Here is a 23,347-nt window from a genome sequence, read left to right on the forward strand (position 1 = left end):
TGCGTGCGGCCATCCTTCGAGGCGCGCAAGAAAGTGCGCGCACCTCAGGATGACGAATTGCCTGCTTCCGTCATCCTCAGGATGACGTCTGAGACAGCTTCGCGGCCCTCAAAACATCCGCTCTATCGCTTCGCCTCACACGATGCGCGACGTCTTGTTGCCCCAATAGCGGTCGCGCAACAGGCGCTTGTAGAGCTTGCCGGTTGGCAGTCGTGGCAACTCCGCTTCGAAGTCGATCGAGCGCGGCACCTTCTGGCGCGACAGCGCCTGGCTGCAAAACGCGATCAGCTCCTCGGCGAGATCCGGGCCCGGCGAAATCCCCGGCATCGGCTGCACCACCGCTTTCACTTCCTCGCCGAGATCGGCATTGGGAACGCCGAACACTGCGGCGTCGGCGATCTTGGGATGGGTGACCAAGAGGTTCTCGCATTCCTGCGGATAGATGTTCACCCCGCCCGAGATGATCATGAAGGTCGCGCGATCGGTCAAATGGAGAAAGCCGTCGTCGTCGACATAGCCGACATCGCCAACCGTGCTCATGCTGCCGTCGGACGAGCGGGCCTCGCTGGTCTTGTCCGGATCGTTGAAATATTCGAACGGCGAGGCAGTCTTGAACCACACCGTGCCCGGCGCGCCCTTAGGACTCGGCTGCATATTCTCATCGAGGATATGCAGTTCGCCGAACAGCACCTTGCCGACGGTGCCGCGGTGCGCGAGCCATTCGGCGCTGTCGCAGGCGGTGAAGCCGAGGCCTTCGGTCGCGCCGTAATATTCATGCACGATCGGCCCCCACCATTTGATGATGTCATCCTTGACCATCGCGGGGCAGGGCGCCGCGGCATGAATGGCGATTTCGAGCGAAGACAAATCGTAGCGCTGTCGTACCGCCTCCGGCAGCTTCAGCATCCGCGAGAACATGGTCGGCACCAACTGGCTGTGGGTGATGCGCCATTTCTCGACCAGCTCCAAATAACGCTCGGGATCGAAGCTCTCCATGATGATCACGGTGCCTCCGATCCGGATCGCGAGGTTGACCGCGGCCTGCGGCGCCGAATGATACAGCGGCGCCGGCGAGAGGTAGATCATGCCCTCGCGGTAGTGCCAGAGCTTTTGCAGAAAATTGAACAGCGGCATCTGCTCCGACGGCGGCTGTTCCTGCAGCGGACGCAGGATGCCCTTGGGTCGCCCGGTGGTGCCCGACGAATACAGCATGGCGGTGCCGATGCTCTCATCGGCGATCGGCGTGCCGGGCAGTCCGGCGGTCGCTTCCTGCAAGCCGATGATGCGCTCGCCCTCGCTCGCGCCGTCGACGACGATGCAGAGCTCCACTTTCGGGCATTGCATGAGCGCCTCGCGCGCGACCTCGAGTTTCGCCGCCGATGTAATGAGGATGCGCGATTCGCTATTGGCGATGATGTAGGCAAGCTCGCCGCCGGTGAGGTACGAATTCACGCAGGTATAATACAAACCGGATCGCTCGCCGGCGCCGCAGGCTTCCAGGTAGCGGCTGTTGTTCTCCATGAAGATCGCAAAATGGTCGAGCCGCTTCAGCCCCCGTTGGCGAAACAAATGCGCCAGCCGGTTGCTGCGCGCCTCCAACTCGGCATAGGTCACGGTCTCGCCGGTATTCGCCATGATGAAGGCGGGCTGAAGCGGACGAAGGTGAGCGTGCTTGCCGGTGTACATCGTCTCTCCGTTATTCTAGGCGGCCAGCAGCAGGATCTCGCGAACCTGCGCCGGGCCGTCGATCTTGCGCGGGTTGCGCGGAACCCATGGCGTTCTCATCGCCTGCTCGGCAATCGCCTCGAAATGCTCGGGGCCGACGCGGACATCCCGCAGGCTGCGCGGCATGCCGAGGCCGCGGATGAAATCATCCAGCACGTCGGCGGCATTCTTGCCGGGCTGTCCCATCGCGGTCGAGACCAGCGCCTGCCGTTCGGCGTTGACCGGGCTGTTCCAGCGCATCACCGCGGGCAGCATCACGCAGGATGTATATCCGTGCGGCACGTCGAACGCGGCGCCGAGCACATAGCCGATGCCATGGCTTGCCCCCATCGGCACGCCCGCGGCCGACGCCCCCATCGAGAGCCAGGTGCCGATCTGGCAATCCATCCGGGCGCTGAGATCGTGCGGGTCGGCCTTTACCCGCGGCAGCGCCTGCGCCAGCATCGAAAGTCCCTTCTGCGCCTGCGCATCGGCATAAGGATGCGCCTCCTGCGAGCACAGGGCTTCGACGCAATGATCGACGGCGCGGATGCCGGTCGATAGAAACAGCCATTGCGGCGTGTGCAGCGTGATGGCCGGATCGAGGATCACCGCGCGCGGTATCGTCAGGTCGTGGCGCAGCATCTCCTTGACCCGGATGCGCAGATTGGTGACGCCGGCGGCCGCGCCGAACTCGCCCCCGGCAATGGTCGTGGGCACGCTGATCTGGCGCACCGAGGGTTCACGCATCGGCGGCGCGACGCCTTTGCGGGTGCGGATGTCGTCGATGCCATCGATGGTTCGGATGTTGTTGGCCAGGCAAAGTTGCACCGCCTTGGCGCCGTCGGTGATCGAGCCACCGCCGACGGTCACGATCAGATCGGCGCCGGCGGCGCGGGCCTGCTCGGCCGCGGCGATCACGGCTTCGCGCGGTGTGTGCGGCGGCATCGCGTCGAAGGTTCCGGCGCAGCGCGGTCCAAGGCTGTCACGGATATTCGCGATCTCGTCGGTTTCGCGGTTCAGCGTGCCGCTGACCATCAGAAACGCCCGCGTCGTGCCCAGGCGGTCCATTTGCGCCGGGATCGCGGTGGCGGCGGCCACGCCGAACACCACCTCGTCCATGGCGCCGAATACCACGCGTCCCTTGCGCACGAATTCTGTCCTCCCCGGACGGGTTGGCCTTTGCGGCCTTGCGAGGGAATGTAGCGGAGGAAGCGCAGCGAGGGGAACCAAAAAATCGCGCCCCGTCTGGATATCAGGAAGGCCGCGGCTCGATCGCTCGGGGCGATGGCGGGATGCGCGGTTGCCGCGCCATCACCTACGCTTGCAGCGGCATCGCGACAGCCGGATGCAGCGCGCCGTCGGAACTGTTGTCGATCGTGATGTTCTCCCTATAGGTCTCCGGACCGCACCAGATCGCGACCGCGGTGATCGCCGACAGCAGCGCCGCGTAGCAGGCGACCGGCCACCAGTTCCCGGACCATGCCACCAGCGCGGTCGCGACGAACGGCGCCGGGCCGCCGGCCAGGATCGAGCCCAGTTCGCGCGCGAAGGCAAAGCCGGCAAATCGCCGCTGCGGCGGGAACAGTTCGGCAAAGTAGGCGGCTTGCGGGCCGAACATCGCCGCCGTCACCACCGCGCGCGCGATGATGAAGGCAGCCGCGATCCATATCCATTCGCGGGTCGCCACCATCCAGAAGAACGGATAAGCAAAGGCGATGCCGGTCAGCGCGCCGAACATGTAGACCGGCCGCCGGCCGATGCGGTCGGAGAGCGCCGCGAAACCCAGGATCGCGAACAGCTCGATGACGAAAGCGAGCATCAGCGCGCTCAGCGCCTCGGATTTAGGTACGCCCAGCGTCGTAATCACATAGCTGAGGCCGAACACTGGAAAGAAATAGCCGAGACCATTCTCGGCCATCCGGGCGCCCAGCACGACCAGGAAATTGCGCGGATGCCGGCGCAAGGCCTGCATGGCAGGATTGCGCTCGACCTTGCCGCGCGCCAGCACCGCTTCGGTGAAGACCGGGGTTTCCGCCACCCGCAGGCGCACGTAGATGCCGACGATGATCAAGAGGAAGCTCGCCAGGAACGGCAGCCGCCAGCCCCACGACATCAGATCCTCGCGCGGCAGCATGCCCACCAGCGCGAACGCGGCAGCGGCCAGCAGATTGCCGATCGAGACGCCCATCGGCGCGAAGCCGCCCCAGAAACCGCGGTGGCCCGACGGCGCGTTCTCGACCAGGAAGATCACCGCGCCGCCATATTCGGCCCCGGCGCCCAGTCCCTGCACCACGCGCATCGTGACCAGCAGCAACGGCGCCCAATATCCGACCTCGGCGTAGGTCGGCAAAAAGCCGATCGCGGTGGTGCCGATGCCGATCATCAGGAGCGTCGCCACCAGCACCGGCTTGCGCCCGAACCGGTCGCCCATGATGCCGAACAGGATGCCGCCGAGCGGGCGCACCACGAAGCCGACGCCGAAGGTCAGGAACGACAGCAGCGTGCCGATCAGCGGATCGCTTTTCGGAAAGAACAGATCGCCGAACACCAGCGCCGCGGCGGTGCCGTACAGGAAGAAGTCGTACCATTCGAGCGCGGACCCGATGCTGGCCGCCAGGATCACGCGCAGGCGCGGCAGCATGGAATTATCGGCGGTCTTCTCCATCAGCGCTTCCCCGGGTGATTCTTCTTGTCATTATTGTTCTGTTCGCGATCGTCACCGCCCGTGCCACGCACGGACGCATCGTCATCAGGCGGCGCGGGTGAAGTAGGATTTCTTCGCCGCGGACTGCGTCTCGTAGATCGATCCCTGCCGCTTCGCCGGCGGCAGCGGCAGGCGCACCGGGACATCGGTCATGCGCGGCGCCACGACTGGATCGCCCGACAACAAGCGGCTGTTGAATTCGTCGAAATCCTTCACGCCCATCAGCGGCCAGGCGTCGCTCGCCGCGACTTCATAGAGCAGCAAATTGCGCGGACGGTCCGAGGTGTTGGTGGCCGATCCGTGCAACGCGCGGACGTGATGGAACGACATGCTGCCGGCCCGGCCGATGCACGGCATTGCGCGATCGATTTCGTTCCTGATGAGATCAGGATCGATCAGCCCCGCGAAGCAGCCGTCATCGCCGTGATGATTCCAGACTTCGCCGGTGTGGGTGACCGGCGTCACCAGCATCGGGCCGTTGCTGAGGTCGCAATCGTCCAGCAGCACCCCGATCGCGAGCAAATCGTCATTGGTGTGTGGATAGAACGCCCAGTCCTGATGCCATTCCACCGGCGAGCCATAGCGCGCCGACTTCATGTTGAGCTTGGAGCCGTGCAGCCGCAGGCCGGGACCGATCAATTTAGTCAGAATGTCGAGCACCGCGGGGCGGCGCACGATGTCGTCGAAGATCGCGTGCACCTTGTGCGGAGCCTTGATGCGGCGGACCCGGGGTTCGCCTGCGGTATGGCCCGGCTCAAGATCATAGATTTCGGTGTGTTCCAGCGTGCCGGCCGATCCCGCCACCAGTTCCGCGATCACCGAGCGCACTTCGGCTAGGGTTTGCCGATCCAGCACCTCTGGCACCACGATCACGCCGTCGCGCTGGTAGGCCTGCACATCCTGCTCTGAAATCATTCCTCGGGTTCCCATGATCGCGCTGCCATTAACTATGATAGCGCTGTCATAAGTGTGATCAAGCTAGATCGTGCAATCCTGACCTGCGTTCCTATTTATGCTGCATGAGCACAGTTGAGACCGCCGCGCCGCACTCTGTGGAACCGCATTCCGCGCCAACGCTATCCGCCGTGGCCAAACTGGCGGGGGTGTCGTCCATCACCGTGAGCAGGGTGGTGCGGCTGCCCAATCTTGTCGCTCCGGAAACCCGGACCCGGGTCGAGGCCGCGATGCGGGAACTCGGCTATGTGCCGAACCAGCTCGCGGGCGCGCTGGCGAGCGGCGCGCGCACCCGTTCGGTCGGCGTATTGGTGCCGACGATCGCCAATTCGATCTTCGCCGACACCGTGCAGGGCCTGTCCGACGAGTTGGAACCGCTAGGCTACACCGTGCTGCTGGCGCAGACGCATTACGAGCCGATGCGGGAAAATCGCGTGCTGGCCGCGCTGCTGTCGCGCCGCCCGGAAGCGATCATCATGGTGGGCTCGCCCGCGACGGAAGATGGCGCACACCTGCTGCGCCGCGCCGGCATTCCGATCGTGGAGACCTGGGAGATGCCGGAAGCTCCGATCGATGCGGTTGCCGGCTTCGATAATTATGAGGCCGGTTGCACCGTCGCGCGCTATCTGGTGGCGCAGGGCCGGCAGAGCCTGGCGTTCATCGGCGGCGACGATCCGCGCGCGACGCAGCGCTGGAATGGATTCAGCGACACCGCGCGGCAGGCCGGCCTCCAGCCGCCGCGCCGGCTGTTCCTGGATCGCCACGCCTCGGGTAGCCTGGTTGCGCTGCCGGATTTGCCGGGCGTCGACGCGGTGTTCGCTGCCAATGACGCGCTTGCCATCGGCTTCATGTCGGCGCTGCGCGGCGCCGGGCTATTGCGAAATGGCCCGGCCTCGGTACAGCCGGTTGCCGTGATTGGTCTCGGCGATCTCGAAATGGGCCGGCTGATCGCGCCGAGCCTTTCCACCCTGCGCGTGCACGGCGACGCCATCGGCCGCACCGCCGCAAAATTGATGCTGACCCGCGACGGGCCGCGCCATGTCGATCTCGGCTTTGAATTGGTGCTGCGCGATAGCGGTTGAAGGCAGACTCACGCGCCGTTCGGCTTGAAACCACTTCTGTCCTTGCCAGTTTCAATGATGTAGCAGTTGCTGGATTCGCCCACTCGACTGAGGCGCTTTAGCTCCATGCTTCTGACCCTGATATCGTTGGCGGCCATCGGTGTCATCGTGCTGGCGGAACGCAGCGTCGAGCACCTGCTGTTCGCGCTCGCGGCGTTATGTTGCAGCGCGGCCGTATTCTTGTTGGTGGTTGCCGATTTGGATCGTGCGATCCTGCTGGCCAGCGTGCTGGCCGCGGCCATCACTGCGGCATCAACGATCAAATATAATCACAGCGCGCTTAAGCTGATCGTGACTGATCTGCCCCTGGTGTTCGCGGGTACGGTTCCGTTCTTTATCGTGCAGTACCCGCGTGCGGTGCTCGCCGTCGTGGCTGGAATTGCCGCGTTTGCGTTGGCTGCCATCGCGGCCCTGACCTATGGGGCCGGATCGGTGGTTGAGCCGGGAGCCCGCGTCTTCCTGTTTGGTCTTGCATTGGCTTTGGTTGCGGCAGCCCACAGGATCAGCGGCGGCACGGTTTCGTTCCAACGCATCGCGGCTCAGCGGCGGTGCTTTTACTCGAGCTTCATGGCCTCGCTGATCGACCCGTATTGCTGGCGGCAATTCGGCGGGTTGGCTCTGAGTGATATCTCGAATGATCCGTTACCGTTGCTGGCGGCCGTACCGGCCCGCACCATCGACTATCCCGACATCATCATCATCCAGCACGAATCGATCTTCGATCCCCGTATTTTCGGACTGCCTGTCGATCCCATGGTCGAGGAGTTTCTATCGCCAAGCCAAGGCCTGCATGGCACCCTCAACGTCGACATTTTTGGCGGAGGTTCGTGGCAATCCGAATTCAGCCTGCTGACCGGGCTTTCAAGTGCAAGCTTCGGTTCGAGTGCCTATTACCTCTTCAAGCAGGGCGCGGGCCGGTTCCACAACAGCCTTCCGCATTCGTTGGCCGCGCTCGGCTACAGGACCATGCTGACGTCGAGCTGCCGTCGCAGTTTCCTCGACTACGATCAGTTTTATCGTTCGATTGGCATTAACGAACGCATCTTCGCGGACGATTTTCCTCCTCCGTTCGATGTTCGCCAATTCGAGACCACAAATTCCGATGCATTTTTTCTGGAGGCAGCGCTGGCGGCGCATACCAAGGATATGGCCAACGACCCGGCGCCTCGTTTTCTGTACGCGCTGACCAACTTCAACCATGGCCCTCACAGCCGAAGGCTGGTGGCGCCGGGACAGTTCGAGAGCGAACGCGCCTTTGCCGCATCGAGCCTGCCCGATCCGCACTATGCCGAATACTACGCCAGACTGGCGGAGACGGCCTCGACCTGGAAAAGGCTCAAGTCTGAGCTGGCCACTAATTTTCCCGAGCGGCCGATGCTCATTGTGCACTATGGGGATCATCAACCGGTATTGACGGGGCAGATCGATCGGCAGCTCAAGCTACCAAGCGATGAGCGGCGCGCGTTCCGCACATTTTATGCCATGGAGACCCTGAATATCGCGGATCGCTTTGTTCCCTCGTCGGGCACGGACCTCGATATCGCTTTTCTCGGGACTGTCGCCCTGCAGCAAGCGGGCCTGCCGCTCGATCCGATATTTGCCACCCGCGCCAGCCTGCTGGACCATTGCCGGGAGACCTACTTTGCGTCGCCCTCCGAGCGAAAACGCCGATTCCACCGTACGCTTGTGGATCTGGGGATGATCGACATGGCGTCGAGCGTTCAGCGTGGCCGCTAGGACCGACGAATAGTCCGTTCCGTTTTTTCGCTCGGTGCAGTTCAGTTTCCAAGAAGTCCCGCGATCTCGTCGATCGAAACGTTGCGCTCCGACAACAAGATGTCCGTCGCCGCGTGCTCCCATTTTGCTTCGTGATCGTCCAGCGGATCTCGCGCGCTCAAGCGATGATCGAGGATCATCCGCGCAACCAACGCCCGGCGTGCATCGGTGTCCGGCTGGGCCGCCTCGGAGGTCATGAGGATGGCGCTGGTGACGTGGTACAGCGCGCTTGCCGCCTGCCGCGCGCGATCTTCCAGCGCGGGTTCGGCCGCGACACGTTCGGCAAAGTCCAGCGTCCGGGCTAGCGCCTGCTGTAACCGATCGCGGAATGCCGCCGGGATCGCGGTCGCCTCATGCAACAGTTTTGTAAGCTCGGTCTGCAGTGCCTTGTGCGCGTGCATCTTGCCGACCGCGCGCGTGATGATATCGAGCGCGTTGATGTTGCTGGTGCCCTCCCAGAGCACGCCGATATGGGCGTCGCGGACCAGCCGGGCATTGACCCATTCCTCGATGTAGCCGTTGCCGCCACGCACTTCCATCGCGCCGGTGGCGACCGGAATGTTGTCGCGGCAGGCGCGGAATTTCAACAGCGGCGTCAGGATGCGCAACAGGCTCTCGGCTTGCTTTGAACCGGCATTGGCGCGATCCATCGCGTGCGCGGCGAACAGGAACATCGAGAGCGCCTGCTCCGTCGGTACCATGATTTTCACAAGCTGGCGGCGGAGCAGGGGATAGTCGATAATGCCGTGGCCGAACGCCGAACGTGTCCGCGCACAGACCATGGCCTCGTTGACGCAGCGCCGCATCATCGCGGCGGCGCGCACGCCGTGCGAAAGCCGTGACAAATTGACCTGTTCCATCATCTGTTTCAGCCCAGCGTCGACATCGCCGACCAGATAGGCCACCGCACCTTCCAGCAGAATCTCGCCGCTCGCCATCGAACGGGTGCCGAGCTTGTCCTTGAGCCGAACGACGCGATAGGCGTTGCGGCTTCCGTCCTTCAAGCGCCGGGGCAGCGCGAACAGCGCAAGCCCCTTGGTTCCGGCGGCCGCGCCTTCGGGCCGCGCCAGCATCAAGGCGATGTCGGCATCGGCATGCGAGCAGAACCATTTATCGCCATAGAGCCGCCATTCGCCGTCCTGGTGGCGGGCGATCGTCTCGATCGCGCCGACATCGGAACCGCCGGCCCGTTCGGTCATGAACTGGGTGCCCTTCCACAGCGTCGCGGGATCGTCCGACAGCATCTTCGGCAGCAGATATTCCTTCAGCTCGGTGCTGGCGAATTTTCGGATCAGATGGATCGAGGTGTCGGTGACGCTGATCGGGCACATCAGCCCGAACTCGGCCTGCACGAACAGATATTGCAGCGCGTATTTGGCGACCGCCGGCAGCGGACGATCCATGCCGAGCGCCCCGGCGCGGTGGCTCATGGCGTGGAACTGAAAATCCCCGAACGCGATATGCTCCATCTCGCGATAGGACGAATGATAGTCGATCCAGTCTTCGTCGCGACCGAAGCGATCGCGCGGATTCAGCACCGGCGGATGCTTGTCGGCGGCCCGCGCCAGCTGATCGAGCCGGCCGCCGGCCAATTCGCCGAGGCGATGGAAATGCGGCTCCAGCCGAGCGAAATCACCCGGCGCAAGATAAAGCCGGATCAGGTCGCGCAGGCCGCGGTCGATGGCGTAGAAATTTTCACCTGAGCAGTCGAGCGCGAGATGATCGGGGCCTTGCGCCGTGGCGGTGCCGAGCGATTTTGCAGCGTGAGGTGCGTGCATGACTGACCTCGTTTCAGATCTCCGGGCGGTCCGTGATACGTCCCCTTGCAAGACGCATCACGACCGTAGTGCCTGTTGAATATCGCCTTCCCGCCGTCACCTGCAACATGATTGAGCCGCGACGCTGCGGCTGCGCGCAATCGCCGGGCCATGACATGCGGTTAAATAGCCGCGGGATCGATAAACCATGAATCGACAGCTCAGGCGGCGCAGCATGAATCGTCCATTTCGAGACCGCGAAGGCCGGCCGCGCTGGCCTGTACGAGCATAGTGTGAAACGCAGCGCTCGAACTAATAAAATATTTTGCTTGATCCGGGCAGATAGTCTGGCCTTTGATCTCACCTTGGTCCAGCCGCTGGGGCGGCGGCCGGTTTGATGATTGCGGAGGAGATAGCATTGGGCGCCGCTCTGACATCAAAGAGTGTGACATCAAGGAAGTTGGCTCACACGATCACGTTCAGGCTCGCTTCACGCCGCGGCCTCGGATCTTTGGCCGTTCTCCTCGCGGTCGGCCTGGCGGGCTGCAGCGAAAAGCCGGCGCCGCAGGCCGCTGCCGCGCCGCCGGTCACCGTCGCCCAGCCGGTCAAGCGCACCGTCACCGATTGGGATGAGTTCACCGGCCGCTTCGAGGCGGTCGAGGAAGTGCAGGTCCGCGCCCGGGTCGGCGGCTTTGTCACCAATGTCGAGTTCAAGGACGGCGACATGGTTCACACCGGCGACCTGCTCTACATCATCGACCCGCGTCCGTTCGAAGCCGTCTCGACCCAGGCAGATGGCCAGCTTGCGGACGCGCGAGCCAAGGCGGAACTCGCCAAGCGCGAGCTCGATCGCGGGTTGAGCCTGGTCCAGACCAGTGCGGTCTCCGAACAGGTCGTCGACCAACGTCGCCAGGCTCTGCAGGCTGCGCATGCCGCCGAGACCGTCGCCGAAGGCGCGCTGAAGGCAGCCCAGCTCAACGTCGAGTTCACGCATGTGGTGGCGCCGCTCGTAGGGCGGGTCAGCCGCCATCTCGTCAGTGTCGGCAATCTTGTGAGCGGTAGCGACAATGGCACCTCGACCCTGCTCACCACGATCGTCTCGCTGGACCCGATCTACATCTATTTCGACGTGGACGAGGCGACTTATCTGAAGAACAACAAGCTCTGGTTCGAGGGCAAGCGGCCAAGTTCACGCGATACCGCCAATCCGGTCGAGGTGGCACTGACCGGGGAGACCAAGCCATCGCATGACGGCCACATGGATTTCATCGATAATCGGCTGGACGTCTCTACCGGCACGTTGCGCAGCCGCGCGGTGATTGCAAACCATGATCTGTCGATCCTGCCCGGCCAGTTCGGCCGCGTCCGGCTGATCGCAAGCTCGCCCTATGAAGCGCTGCTGTTGCCGGACACGGCGATTGCTACCGACCAATCGCGCAAGATCGTGTTCGTGGTCAAGAACGACGACACCGTCGAGGCTCGCGCGGTCGTGCTGGGTCCGCTCGATGACGGCCTCAGGGTTATCAAGGAGGGCCTGGAGCCGGACGACAAGGTCATCGTCGACGGCATCCAGCGCGCCCGCGTCGGCGCCAAGGTCAGCCCGCACATGGCGGCGAGCGGCGGCGGCAAGCCATGAACCTCGGACGTCTTTCCGTCAACCAGCCCATTCTGGCGATGGTGCTGTCGATCGTACTGCTGATCGTGGGCGCGATCGCTTACACGACGTTGCCGATCGCCGAGTATCCGCAGGTGGTGCCGCCGACCGTGGTGGTGACCGCGCAATATCCGGGCGCCTCGGCGCAGACCATCTCGGACACCGTCGCAGCTCCCATCGAGCAGCAGATCAACGGCGTCGAGGACATGCTGTATATCTACAGCCAGGCCACCTCGAACGGCCAGCTCACCATCACCATCACCTTCAAACTCGGCACCGATCTCGACAAGGCGCAGGTGCTGGTCCAGAATCGCGTCGCGATCGCGCAGCCTCAGCTGCCCGACGAAGTGCAGCGCAACGGCGTCGTCACGAAAAAGAACTCGCCCGACATCCTGATGGTCGTGTTCATGCTGTCGCCGGACGACACGTTCGACCAGCTCTACATCTCCAACTACGCGCTCTTGCAGGTCCGCGACGAGCTGCTGCGGGTTGACGGCATCGGCGACATCCAGATCTTCGGCGCGCGCGACTATTCGATGCGGCTGTGGCTCGATCCGGACAAGATCGCGCATCTCGGCCTGACCGCGGCCGATGTGATCGCGGCGATCCGCGCCCAGAACCTGCAGATCACCGGCGGCCAGTTCGCAAGCCCGCCGATCGCCGACCGCGCCTTCCAGCCGAATCTCACCTTCACCGGGCGCTTGAAGGACCCCGCCCAGTTCGAGGACATCGTCGTCAAGGCGAGCGAAGACGGCCGCACCGTGCGGCTGCGCGACGTGGCGCGGGTCGAGCTCGGCGCGCTAGACTATTCCACCAACAGCTTCCTGCTCCGCAAGACCGCCGTCGCCATGCTGGTGACGCAGCGTCCGGGGTCGAACGCGCTCGCCACCGCCAAGGGCATCGAAGACACCATGGTGAAGCTGAAGGCGAGCTTCCCGAAGGGGCTCGACTACAACATCGGCTACAATCCGACCGAGTTCATCGCGCAGTCGATCCACGAACTGATCAAGACCATCTATGAGGCGATGATCCTGGTCGTGATCGTGGTGCTGGTGTTCTTGCAGGGCTGGCGCCCGGCCATCATTCCGATCGTGGCGATCCCGGTGTCGTTGGTCGGCACCTTTGCGGCGATGTCGGCGTTCGGTTTCGGTCTCAACAATCTGACGCTGTTCGGCCTCGTGCTGGCGGTCGGCATCGTCGTCGACGACGCCATCGTGGTGGTCGAGAATGTCGAACGCCATCTTGGACTTGGCTTGAGCCGGCGGGATGCCGCGCTGAAGACCATGGAGGAGGTCGGCGGCGCGCTGGTCTCGATCGCGCTGACGCTGTGCGCGGTGTTCGTGCCGACGGCGTTCCTGGGCGGCATCTCCGGACAGTTCTTCCAGCAATTCGCGATTACCATCGCGGTGGCGACCGCGATCTCCTGCTTCTGCTCGCTGACGCTGTCGCCGGCGCTGGCCTCGCAGATTCTCGTCGCCCATCACGACAGGCGGCCACCGGCCGCGTGGAACGTGATCGGCCGCGCCTGGGATTGGTTCACCGGCATCTTCAACCGCGGCTTCGATCGGCTGTCCCATGGTTACGGCAGCGCGGCGGGTTTCGTGATCCGGCACCGCGTGGTGATGTTGCTGATCTATGTCGTGCTGATAGGCAGCGCCGGGTGGCTGCTCGCTACGACGCCGCAAGGTTACATCCCGGCGCAGGATCGCGGCTACGTCATCATCTCCGCGCAATTGCCCGGCGCCGCCTCGCTGGCGCGCACCACCGAAGTGGTCCGCAGGATCGAAAGCATGGCGCTCGACACGCCCGGCATCGTTCGCGTCGCGGTATTCGCAGGGCTATCCGGGGCGACCCGGACCCAGGCGAGCAACTCGGCCGCGCTGTTTCCGGTGTTCGACGAGCCGGAGGTGCGGCTCAAGAAGGGCCTGACCGCAACCGTGATCACCAACGACCTGCGCAAGCGGCTCTCGGCCATCGAGGGCGCGTTCATCATCGTCATCCCGCCGCCGTCGATCCCCGGCATCGGTACCGGCGGCGGCTTCACCATGCGCGTCCAGGACCGGCAGGGACGTGGGCCCGACCTGCTCGCGGCCGCAACCGACGAACTTGTCGCCGCGGCGCGCAAGTCGCCGTTGCTGCTCGCTCCGACTGTGTTCTCGCCATTCTCGGCCAACACGCCGCAGGTGTTCGTCGACATCGACCGCATCAAGGCGCAGAAGCTCGGCGTTCCCATTGCCAACATCACCGACACCATCGAGACCTATTTCGGCTCGGCCTATGTCAACGACTTCAATCTGTTCGGCCGCACCTATCATGTCACCGCCCAGGCCGACCTGCCGTTCCGGAAAGACCGTGCAGACCTGTCGCGGTTGCGCACCCGCAACGCAAATGGCGACATGGTGATGCTCGGCAGCGTGGTGGATTTCAAGGACATCGCCGGTCCCGATCGCGTGGCGCGCTACAATCTCTATCCGGCGTCCGAACTACAGGGCGAGGGCAGGCCCGGCGTCAGCTCGGCGACCGTCATCAGCGCCATGAGGCAGCTCGCGAACGAGACGCTGCCGAGCGGCTTCTCGTATGACTGGACGGATTTGTCCTATCAGCAGGTCAATGGCGGCAGTGCCGGCCTGCTGGTGTTCCCGATTTGCGTGCTGTTCGTCTATCTGGTGCTGGCCGCGCAATATGGCAGCTGGACGTTGCCGTTCGCGATCATCCTGATCGTGCCGATGTGCCTGTTCGCCGCCACCATCGGTGTGCGCATCATGGGACAGGACGTCAATATCCTCACGCAAATCGGCTTCGTGGTGCTGGTGGGGTTGGCCGCGAAGAATGCGATCCTGATCGTGGAATTCGCACGCGACATCGAGGCCGAGGGCAAGGAGCGGCTGGAGGCCGTGATCGAAGCCTGCCGGTTGCGGCTGCGGCCGATCCTGATGACGTCGTTCGCCTTCATTCTCGGCGTGTTGCCGCTGGTGGTCTCCAGCGGCTCGGGCTCGGAAATGCGCCAGGCGGTCGGTGTTGCCGTGTTCTTCGGCATGCTGGGCGTCACCCTGTTCGGGCTCGTCTTTACGCCGATCTTCTACATGGTGGTTCGCGGCCTCGCAGACCCGCGGCCGCCTCGTGAAACTCCGACCGCAGTCTGATATCGTGCCATCGGCAGCGGTGCGCCCGCCGCGCCGACACAATTATTCCGGCCGCAACAGATCAGCCTTTGTGGGGAGATGAGCGATGAAATCGATAGGGTTGGCGGCGGCCGCGATCGGCAGTCTCTTGATCGCGGCGCCGGTCTCCGCGCAGGGCGTCAAGATCGGCATTCTCAACGATCAGTCCGGCGTCTACGCCGATTACGGCGGCAAATATTCCGTCGAGGCGGCGCGAATGGCGATCGAGGATTTCGGCGGCAGCGTGCTCGGCCAAAAAATCGAGATGGTCACCGCCGATCATCAGAACAAGCCTGACCTCGCTACCTCCATCGCGCGGCGCTGGTATGATGTCGAGAACGTCGACATGATCACCGAACTGACGACCTCGTCGGTGGCGCTGGCGGTCCAGGAGCTTTCGAAGGACAAGAAGAAGATCGACATCGTGGTGGGTGCGGCGACCTCCCGCATCACCGGCGACGCCTGCACGCCTTACGGATTCCATTGGGCGTTCGATACCCACGCGCTCGCGGTCGGTACCGGTGGCGCGCTGGTCAAGGCGGGTGGCGATAGCTGGTTCTTCCTGACCGCCGACTACGCGTTCGGCTATGCGCTTGAAAAAGACACCAGCGAGATCGTCACGGCGAGCGGCGGCAAGGTGCTCGGCTCGGTGCGCATCCCCCTGAACTCGTCGGATTTCTCCTCGTTCCTGTTGCAGGCGCAGAGTTCGAAAGCCAAGGTGATCGGACTGGCCAATGCCGGGCTCGATACCACGAACTCGATCAAGCAGGCTGCGGAATTCGGCATCGTCAATGGCGGCCAGAAGCTGGCCGGCCTGTTGATGACGCTCGCCGAAGTGAACGGCCTCGGGTTGCAGGCAGCCCAGGGCCTCGTTCTCACCGAAGGCTTTTATTGGGATCGCGATGACAAATCACGCGCCTTCGGCGAACGTTTCATGGCGCGCACCGGCCGGATGCCGAGCATGATCCATGCCGGCACTTATTCCGCGACACTGCAATATCTCAAGGCGGTCAAGGCCGCGGGCACCAAGGATTCCGACGCGGTCGCGAAAAAGCTGAAGGAATTGCCGGTCGACGATGCCTTTGCGCAAGGCAAGGTGCAGGAAAACGGCCGCATGGTGCACGACCTCTATCTGTTCGAGGTCAAGAAGCCGTCGGAGTCGAGGAAGCCCTGGGATTACTACAAGCAACTCGCCGTGGTGCCGGGCGACAAGGCGTTTCCCTCGGCCAAGGATAGTGGGTGTCCGCTGACGAAGTGAGTGGGGGCGTGTCGCTCAAGTTCGTCATCCCGGCCTAGCGCGCAATTGCGCGTAAGGCGCCGGGACACACCGGAACCGTCATCCTGAGGTGCTCGCCGTCTTCGGCGAGCCTCGAAGGATATTGTTCAGCTCAGTGCTCGCAGCCATCCTTCGAGGCTCGCAAGAGCTCGCACCTCAGGATGACGGCCGAGATACTTTGCAGGCTGGAAGGCCGGACGACGACCGCGAGTTTCATTCCTCACCCATGAACCAGCCGCCAGATCGGTGCGCCCAGCGCGCCCAGCCACAGGGCGGTAGCTGCCAGCGCCTGAATCGTAAATCCCATGCCGCGTTTTTCCGCGGCTTGCGAATAGCCGGTCAAATAGAGGATGCGACCGAGAATCCAGATCAGGCCAAGCACCGCCGCCCATTCGTCGCTGATATAGATCGCGAACAGCCAGAGCGAGGGCAGGAAAATCGGTAGCCATTCCAGCGTGTTCATCTGCACCCGGAACGCCCGCTCGAAATCAGGATTGCCTGACACGGCGGGCGCCTTGATGCCGAATTTCCGGCGGGCGTTGCCGACCATCATGCTTGTGAAGTAGTAAAACAGAATGGCCACGCAGGTGACGATAGCAGTGAAGTGAAACATCGATGGAAGCCCCCTCGTTAAAACTCGAAACGCTTCAATAGCCGGTCATCTCGAGATAGCCAACTCCGGCATGGCTGCCGGTGAAGCTGATCGGTCCTTCCCAATAGGAAAAGCTCGTTCCCATCCAGGACAGCGGATTAAGCGCCGTGGTCTCGATGCTGAGGCCGCGCGTGGGAATCTCGATGCGCCATGCCGTCGGCAGTTTGCGCGCCTCGATCGGCGTAAAGGCAGTCGGCGTCATCTTGATGTCGGCGGTCGATATCTGTTCGCTCCTGCCGTCGGGGCTGATCCAGTTGCCGGTGCGGTAATCGCGACCATCGGTTTGACGCAGCCGGTATAGCATCAGCTTCTCGCCGGAGTTCAGATGCAGCGCGAGCCAATCCCATCCGGTTTGATCGGAGGCCAGCGGCTGGCTGCTCCACTCCCGGTCCATCCAGGCCATTCCGATGACCTCGATCGGCTTGTCGTCGAGGGTGACGCGGCCGGACACCGCAAAGAACGGTTGGCTATAATAATAGGAGGCTTGCTCGCGCTCCGATTTCCGGCTGTAGCCGGCATCGCCTTCCAGCACCAGCGGCTGGTTGGCGTCGAGCCGCAAGGCGTAGCTGAAATCGGCGCCCGAAGCATTGAGTTCGAGTGGCGCGATATTCATGTCGTTGATCGGCGCAAGCCCGCGCATGTTCCATGAATCGATCCAACCGTGGAACGGCGTGGCATCGACGCCGGCCTGCCCGACGCCGCCGCGCGCAAAGGTTTCGCTAAAGCGATGAAGCTCCGCTGTCGTGACCGCGGCATGGCCCATCCATATTTGCTGACTGGCCCAGCCTTGCGGTTGCCCGCCTGGCTTCATGGCCTGACGAAACAGGGTCCACTGCACGCCGAACGCCGCGCCGCTCCTGTCGACCAGATTGGCCGTCACGTACCACCATTCGATGCGGAAATCCGGGTGCGGACCGTGGTCGGCCGGAAACGAAAAAACCTTGCCCGGCGTGGCCGGCGTAAATCCCTTGCCGTCCGCGCCGAGCCCGGCAAAGCCCTGCGCCCGCGCCAGCCTGCCGCCGAGGCCGGCGGCGATGACGGCGCCTGCGAAGGCCCGGCGGGTGACCCCGAACCTATCGTTCATCGGCGAAAATCTTGATCAGGCTGGCGGGCTGCATGCGCGCCAGTTTTAACGCCGGGACCAGGGCCGCCGCCAGCGCCGCCAGCATCGCGACAGCGACAAGTTTGATCAATTGCAGCGGGAACACATGAAACGGCAGCCGCCAGCCGAACGCTTTGACATTCACCACCGCGATCAGGCACCACGCCACCAGAAGACCCAGCGGCAGCGCCAGCAGGGTCGTGATCAGCGCCACCGACAGGGTCTTCAACAGTTCGATCGCCGCCAGCCGCCGCCTTGTGATTCCGATCGCCCACAGCGGGGCCAGATGCGGCAGGCGTGAATTGCCGAGCGTCAGCAGGCTGGTCAACAATGCAATGCCGGCGACACCAAGGGTGAAGGCGTTCAGCGCCGCGGTCACCGCAAAGGTCCGGTTGAAGATCCGTCTCGATTCGGCTTTCAGCGTGGCCTGGTCCAGCAGATTGCGGGCGTCGAGGCCAAATTTGCTTTGCAGCGCCGACATCAGCGCCGGAATCTCCGGCGGCGCGACGCGCAAGCCAAAACGCGTTTGCGGAATGGCGGGAAAGCGCCGCAGCAGCGCGGCGATATTGACGGTGATCTGGCCCTTCGGGTTGCCGTAATCAGCATAGATGCCGACGATCTCGAGCGTCCACTTGCCGCCTGGCGCCGGCACCTCGATGTGGTCACCGAGCCCCAGGTTCAGGCGGCGGGCCAATTGTTCGCTGACAAAGCCGGCATCGCCGGGACGCAGCCGAACCCAGGCGTTGGCGGTCGATTGAAGCAACGGCCAATGATCGCGATAGGTGGCGTGATCGGGAAGACCGACGATTTCGATCGGTGCGCCATCGAGCTGCGCCTCGGTGCGGCCGCCGGGCAAGATCGCCTGCACCTCGGGCCGCTGGCGCAGCCACGTCTTGATGTCGGTCGCCTGCGCATTGTCAGGGGCGTTGATGTAGATATCCGCCGAAAGCCTGCCGTCGAGCCATGTGATGAAGGTCCGGCTGAAGGTTTCGACCATGGTGCCGACGCCGACATTGACCGCCAGCGCGAGCAACAGCGCCATCAACGCCAGCGACAATCCAGAAAGCTGCTGACGGCTATCGGCCCAGAACCACACTGTGATGGCCCGGCGGGCGCTGCGCTGGCCGACAGACAATACCAATTCCAGCATCGCCGGCAGTAGCAGCGCCGCGCCGAGCAGCAACGCCGCCAGCACGGCGAACCCCGACAGCAGCGAATCGCCGAACCACAGGAAACAGCCGGCGGCGGTCAGCACGACCAGCGCGAGCCCGGCTTGAAGCATCAGCCAGCGGTGCTGGGCCTGTTGCCAGGCATAAGGTTGCGCCGCGGCCAGCACCGGAAGACGGATCGCTTTGAGCAGGCTTGCGGTCGCCGCCGCCAGCGCGCCGATGATGCTGATCGCGATGCCGGCAAACCACCAGGCGGGTTTGAGCGTCAGCTCTCCGGGAATCTCCGCGCCGTAAAGGCCGCGCAGGCTGGCGGCGACATCGGGCAGCAGCAAAGCCGCGATCAGATAGCCGCAGACCAGGCCTATGAGGCCCGCGACCAGCGCCAACGTTACCAGTTCGAGCACCAGCACGGCATTGAGCAAACGAGCGGACACCCCGCAGGCACGCAGCGTCCGCAGCATCGGCAGGCGTTGTTCGAACGCCAGGCCGATGGCCGAGTTGACGATGAACAGCCCGACAAAGAACGACAGCAGCCCGAACGCCGTCAGATTGAGATGAAAGCTGTCGGTCAGACGTTCGAGGTCGCTCTCGGAATCAGCCGCGACCAGACGGAGCTTGTCGCCGGTGACGGCTTCAAGCGGTGGATGCGGGCCTCTCGGTTTGCCGATCAACAGGCGGGAGATCTGATCGGGGCGGTTGAGCAGCCCTTGTGCGATGCCGATGTCGACCACCAGCACGCCCGGCACCATCTGCGGCTGCGCGTGCAGCGGCGGCAGCGTTGCGCCGCCGCTCGAGATCGGTGCGGCGCCTTCCGGCTGGTCGAGTTCGGCAAGCGTTTCCGGCGCCACCAGCGTTTGCCCGGGTGGCGCGATGAAGGATTGCAGATCGGCTTTGCCGATGGCGGGCGCATTGCCGACCTCGATGGGCAGCGTAATCGGTTCGATGCCGAGCAGCCGGAACGACCGTCCGCCGACCTGAAGACGGCCTTCCAGCACCGGCGATACCGGCCAGCCGGCCCGCCGCAGATCGACAAAAAGCTGCTGCGGGAAGCTCGCGCCATCGCGAGCGACCAGCGTCGATGTTCGCGCGCCGCCGAATGTGGCGGCGGCGCGGTCGTAGCTCAGGCGCGCCTGCTGGTTCAGCGCCTGCACGCCGCTCCACAACGCGGTCGCGGAAACCAGCCCGATCAGCAGGGTGGCCAGCTGCATCGGATGCCGCCGCCAATGGCTCAACAGGGTCGCGAGAATCCAGATCACCCTCATGCGATTAGTCCGGCGCTGAGATTGATGCGGCGGTCGAGCGTGGCGGCGAGGCGCGCGCTGTGGGTCACCATCAGGAAGCCGCAGCCGGTTCGGCTGACGAGATCGCGCGTGAGCGCGAGCACGTCGTCGGCGGTCGCCTCGTCGAGGTTGCCGGTGGGCTCGTCGGCGAGCACCAGCAGCGGCTTTGTCGCCAGCGCGCGGCCGATCGCAACCCGCTGCTGCTGGCCGCCGGACAATTGCTCGGGATAGCGCTTCAGCAGTGTGCTGAGCCCCAGCCGCTTCACCAGCTCGGCATGCCAGGCCGCATCATGACGGCCGGCGATGCGGGCCTGAAAGGCGAGGTTGTCTTCGACATTCAGGCTCGGGATCAAATTGAACTGCTGAAACACTAGGCCGAGCCGGTCGCGCCGCAAGGCGGCCCTGCCGGAATCGGTGAGATCGCCGACGGCTGCGCCGTCCAGCGTAATCTTGCCGCCGTCGGCGCGATCGAGGCCCGCGATCAGATGCAGCAGCGTGCTCTTGCCGCTGCCGGATTCCCCGGTCAGCGCGACGCGCTCACCCGCTGATATGTCCAGGTTCACGCCACGCAGCACCTCGACCCGCTCTCCAGCGGAACGATAGGCTTTCGTGAGCTCCCGAACGCTCAACACGATCTGACGGTCGCTTGTCATGCGGTGCGCGAACGATGCCTCAAGACGGCTTCTGGAATTTCAGCACGAACTCGTCGTTCGGGATCTGCGGATGAAACGTCGCAGCGTCGCGCGGATCCTTCGGGTTGCGCAGGAAGTCAGCCTCGGACACCAGCTTGAAGCCGGCCGCCTCGACCTCCTGACGCAGCGTGCTTTCCTCGATCCGGTGCAGCGTCTTGCCGACATTGGCGCCATCGCCCGGACGCGCGGAATGATCGGCGATCACCAGCAAGCCTCCGGGCTTCAGCGTCGCGAACATCTTGCGGTCCATCTCAGCGCGATCGACCGGCATGTAGGTGGTGTCGTGGTAGGCGAAGAAAAACGTGATCAGGTCGAGCCCGCTGACATCGGGCGGGATCGGATCGTCGAAATTTCGGATCACATGCACGACATTCTTCATCGCGGGACTTTGCGCGCGGATGTCGAATTTGTCCTTGACGTGCTCCATGACGGCGGCGGAGTCCTGGGCGTAGACGACGCCACCGGGCGCCACCGCGCGCGCCAACAGCTCGGTGCTGTAGCCGGCCCCGGCCTCCATATCGAATACCTTCATTCCCGGCCGGGCCCCGGTGAAGGCGAGCATCTTGACCGGCGCGCGGCGCTGATCGGTCTGGCGGTCGGCATCGCTGCGGTCGGGCGATGCGACGATCGCGGCATAGTCAGGGGCGTCCTGCGCCATCGTCGGGGTCACGCCCCAGGCCGCGATCACCGAGAGAATGGCAAGCAGGCCGGCAGCGGGCATCCGGCGATGGATCAACCTGGTCATTCCCAAAATCCCTTAATTGGCGATGCAACATACCAAGACCGTAGCGCGATATCACGGTCTCTGTCGTGACGGCGACGCGATCGTGATCGGTGTTGGGCGCTTTCAAGGCGGCATCCGGCGGCATTTCGAGGGCGAAACATTTCGAGAGCGGAGTTTCAGTTGCAGCGCACACACGCCGGTCGCGGGGACCGGTTCAAAATGGCGGGTTGCCATACCTGTGACGCCACGGGTAGCATCGGATGAGCCCGACCAACGGGGCAAGCGAGAACGACGGGGGAGCAATCATGGCCGCGCAACCGACGCCCAAAGGCGCCTGGGGAATCACGTTCCTCCTGTTCCTGTACATGCTGGTGAATTTCGCGGACAAGATCGTGGTCGGCCTTGCCGGCGTCCCGATCATGACCGAACTGAAACTCGAACCGGAACAGTTCGGGCTGCTCGGTTCCTCGTTCTTTTTCCTGTTTTCGATCTCGGCCATCATTGTCGGCTTCATCGTCAACCGGATCGAGACGCGCTGGGTGTTGCTGGTGTTGGCGGTGGTGTGGGCGCTGGCGCAATTTCCGATGCTGGGCACCATCAGTTTCGGCACGCTGCTGATCTGCCGCATCATCCTCGGCGCCGGCGAAGGGCCTGCCGCCGCGGTCGCGGTGCATGCGATTTACAAATGGTTTCCCGACGAAAAGCGGGCGCTGCCCACCGCCGTGCTCTCGCAAGGCTCGGCATTTGGCGTGATTCTCGCGGTCCCGGCGCTGAACTGGGTGATCGTCAATCATAGCTGGCACTACGCCTTCGGCGCGCTCGGCGTCGTCGGCCTGATGTGGGTCGTGGCGTGGCTGGTTTGGGGCAAGGAAGGGCCGCTGGTTCAAACCACGGCGATGGCCGCGGCCGAACCGCGGATTCCCTATTTCCAGCTTCTGACCTCGCGTACCTTCGTCGGCTGCTGTGTCGCGACATTCGGGGCCTATTGGGCGCTGTCGCTCGGCCTCACCTGGTTCACGCCCTTCATCGTCAAGGGCCTTGGCTTTTCGCAAACGGATGCAGGCTGGATTTCGATCCTGCCCTGGGTGTTCGGCGCCATCGTCGTGATGCTCACGGGCTGGATTTCGCAAGCCATGATGGCGCGCGGCTTCACCACCCGTGTCGCACGCGGCGTGGTTGGCTCGGTGCCCCTCGTTGTCGGCGGCTTGATTCTCGCCACGCTGCCGCATGTTGCGCCGGGCGGACTGATGATCGCGCTGCTCGTGGTCGGGTCCGGATTGTGCGGGTCGATCTATGTGGTGTGCGCGCCGATGCTCGGCGAGTTCACGCCGGTATCGCAGCGCGGCGCCGTGATCGCGATCTATGGTGCGATCTATACGCTGTCCGGAATCGTGGCGCCGCAGGTGATGGGGAGCGTGATTCAGCGCGCGAGCGGCCTGCTCGACGGCTACATGACGGGCTTCACCATCAACGCCGTGGTCATGATCGCGTCGGGACTGCTCGGCCTGCTGTTACTGTGGCCCAACACCGAACGCGCGCGCTTGACGGCACAGCCGGCGCAACCGAAATTCGCCGGCGCGGCCAAAGCCTGATCATGCATCGTTAAGGCCCTGCTCCC

The 23,347-nt window shown here is 63.9% G+C and carries 16 protein-coding genes; 6 read left to right on the plus strand and 10 right to left on the minus strand.

Annotated elements, in window-relative coordinates:
- Positions 1 to 135: 135 nt before the first annotated feature.
- The 4 genes from GSQ88_RS02295 to GSQ88_RS02310 form a co-directional block, all read right to left on the minus strand.
- A complete protein-coding gene (locus GSQ88_RS02295) occupies positions 136 to 1,686 on the minus strand; it encodes an AMP-binding protein (RefSeq protein WP_159005767.1) in 1,551 nt (516 codons plus the stop codon).
- 15 nt (positions 1,687 to 1,701) lie between these two features.
- On the minus strand, positions 1,702 to 2,856 hold the full coding sequence (locus GSQ88_RS02300; protein ID WP_174247896.1) for an iron-containing alcohol dehydrogenase: 1,155 nt from the start codon (positions 2,854 to 2,856) through the stop codon (positions 1,702 to 1,704).
- Positions 2,857 to 3,022: 166 nt separating this feature from the next.
- The gene (locus tag GSQ88_RS02305) at positions 3,023 to 4,372 is read right to left on the minus strand and encodes an MFS transporter (RefSeq protein ID WP_159005768.1); all 1,350 of its coding nucleotides are present in this window, start codon (positions 4,370 to 4,372) and stop codon (positions 3,023 to 3,025) included.
- 84 nt (positions 4,373 to 4,456) lie between these two features.
- Positions 4,457 to 5,326: a phytanoyl-CoA dioxygenase family protein gene (locus GSQ88_RS02310; protein WP_159005769.1), complete on the minus strand. Its 870-nt coding sequence runs from the start codon at positions 5,324 to 5,326 to the stop codon at positions 4,457 to 4,459.
- A 170-nt stretch (positions 5,327 to 5,496) separates the two neighbouring features.
- On the opposite strand from GSQ88_RS02310, the gene GSQ88_RS02315 reads away from it, so the two are divergent.
- Complete coding sequence (locus tag GSQ88_RS02315; RefSeq protein ID WP_159005770.1) at positions 5,497 to 6,447, plus strand: LacI family DNA-binding transcriptional regulator; 951 nt, start codon at positions 5,497 to 5,499, stop codon at positions 6,445 to 6,447.
- A 105-nt stretch (positions 6,448 to 6,552) separates the two neighbouring features.
- On the plus strand, positions 6,553 to 8,223 hold the full coding sequence (locus GSQ88_RS02320; protein ID WP_159005771.1) for a sulfatase-like hydrolase/transferase: 1,671 nt from the start codon (positions 6,553 to 6,555) through the stop codon (positions 8,221 to 8,223).
- Positions 8,224 to 8,264: 41 nt separating this feature from the next.
- Here the strand turns inward: GSQ88_RS02320 and GSQ88_RS02325 are convergent, their stop codons facing one another.
- Positions 8,265 to 10,040 (minus strand): acyl-CoA dehydrogenase family protein, encoded by a 1,776-nt coding sequence (locus GSQ88_RS02325; RefSeq protein ID WP_159005772.1) that lies wholly within the window; start codon positions 10,038 to 10,040, stop codon positions 8,265 to 8,267.
- A 451-nt stretch (positions 10,041 to 10,491) separates the two neighbouring features.
- Here GSQ88_RS02325 and GSQ88_RS02330 point away from each other — a divergent pair, with 451 nt between their 5' ends.
- The 3 genes from GSQ88_RS02330 to GSQ88_RS02340 all read left to right on the plus strand — a co-directional run bounded on the left by GSQ88_RS02330 (position 10,492) and on the right by GSQ88_RS02340 (position 16,092).
- On the plus strand, positions 10,492 to 11,655 hold the full coding sequence (locus tag GSQ88_RS02330) for an efflux RND transporter periplasmic adaptor subunit (RefSeq protein WP_502706680.1): 1,164 nt from the start codon (positions 10,492 to 10,494) through the stop codon (positions 11,653 to 11,655).
- Positions 11,652 to 14,816, plus strand: coding sequence for an efflux RND transporter permease subunit (locus GSQ88_RS02335; RefSeq protein WP_159005773.1), 3,165 nt, complete (start codon positions 11,652 to 11,654; stop codon positions 14,814 to 14,816). Before GSQ88_RS02330 ends, GSQ88_RS02335 begins: the two co-directional genes overlap by 4 nt.
- 85 nt (positions 14,817 to 14,901) lie before the next feature.
- Positions 14,902 to 16,092, plus strand: a complete 1,191-nt coding sequence (locus GSQ88_RS02340) for an ABC transporter substrate-binding protein (protein WP_159005774.1) — start codon at positions 14,902 to 14,904, stop codon at positions 16,090 to 16,092.
- A 238-nt stretch (positions 16,093 to 16,330) separates the two neighbouring features.
- Here the strand turns inward: GSQ88_RS02340 and GSQ88_RS02345 are convergent, their stop codons facing one another.
- Genes GSQ88_RS02345 through GSQ88_RS02365 form a run of 5 tightly spaced genes read right to left on the minus strand, consistent with a single transcriptional unit; the run spans position 16,331 to position 21,750 of the window.
- Positions 16,331 to 16,723: an MAPEG family protein gene (locus tag GSQ88_RS02345; RefSeq protein WP_159005775.1), complete on the minus strand. Its 393-nt coding sequence runs from the start codon at positions 16,721 to 16,723 to the stop codon at positions 16,331 to 16,333.
- A gap of 34 nt (positions 16,724 to 16,757) precedes the next feature.
- On the minus strand, positions 16,758 to 17,846 hold the full coding sequence (locus tag GSQ88_RS02350; RefSeq protein WP_159005776.1) for a lipocalin-like domain-containing protein: 1,089 nt from the start codon (positions 17,844 to 17,846) through the stop codon (positions 16,758 to 16,760).
- Positions 17,836 to 20,295, minus strand: coding sequence for an ABC transporter permease (locus tag GSQ88_RS02355; protein ID WP_159005777.1), 2,460 nt, complete (start codon positions 20,293 to 20,295; stop codon positions 17,836 to 17,838). Before GSQ88_RS02355 ends, GSQ88_RS02350 begins: the two co-directional genes overlap by 11 nt.
- Positions 20,292 to 20,966, minus strand: a complete 675-nt coding sequence (locus GSQ88_RS02360; RefSeq protein ID WP_246735031.1) for an ABC transporter ATP-binding protein — start codon at positions 20,964 to 20,966, stop codon at positions 20,292 to 20,294. Before GSQ88_RS02360 ends, GSQ88_RS02355 begins: the two co-directional genes overlap by 4 nt.
- Before the next feature lie 19 nt (positions 20,967 to 20,985).
- A complete protein-coding gene (locus GSQ88_RS02365; RefSeq protein ID WP_159005778.1) occupies positions 20,986 to 21,750 on the minus strand; it encodes a class I SAM-dependent methyltransferase in 765 nt (254 codons plus the stop codon).
- Between the two features lie 284 nt (positions 21,751 to 22,034).
- On the opposite strand from GSQ88_RS02365, the gene GSQ88_RS02370 reads away from it, so the two are divergent.
- Positions 22,035 to 23,321 carry an MFS transporter gene (locus tag GSQ88_RS02370; RefSeq protein ID WP_159005779.1) on the plus strand — a complete coding sequence of 429 codons (1,287 nt, stop codon included), beginning with the start codon at positions 22,035 to 22,037 and terminating at the stop codon, positions 23,319 to 23,321.
- Positions 23,322 to 23,347: the final 26 nt, after the last annotated feature.

The sequence above is a fragment of the Bradyrhizobium sp. S69 genome (genome assembly GCF_009766005.1).
GTDB lineage: Bacteria > Pseudomonadota > Alphaproteobacteria > Rhizobiales > Xanthobacteraceae > Bradyrhizobium.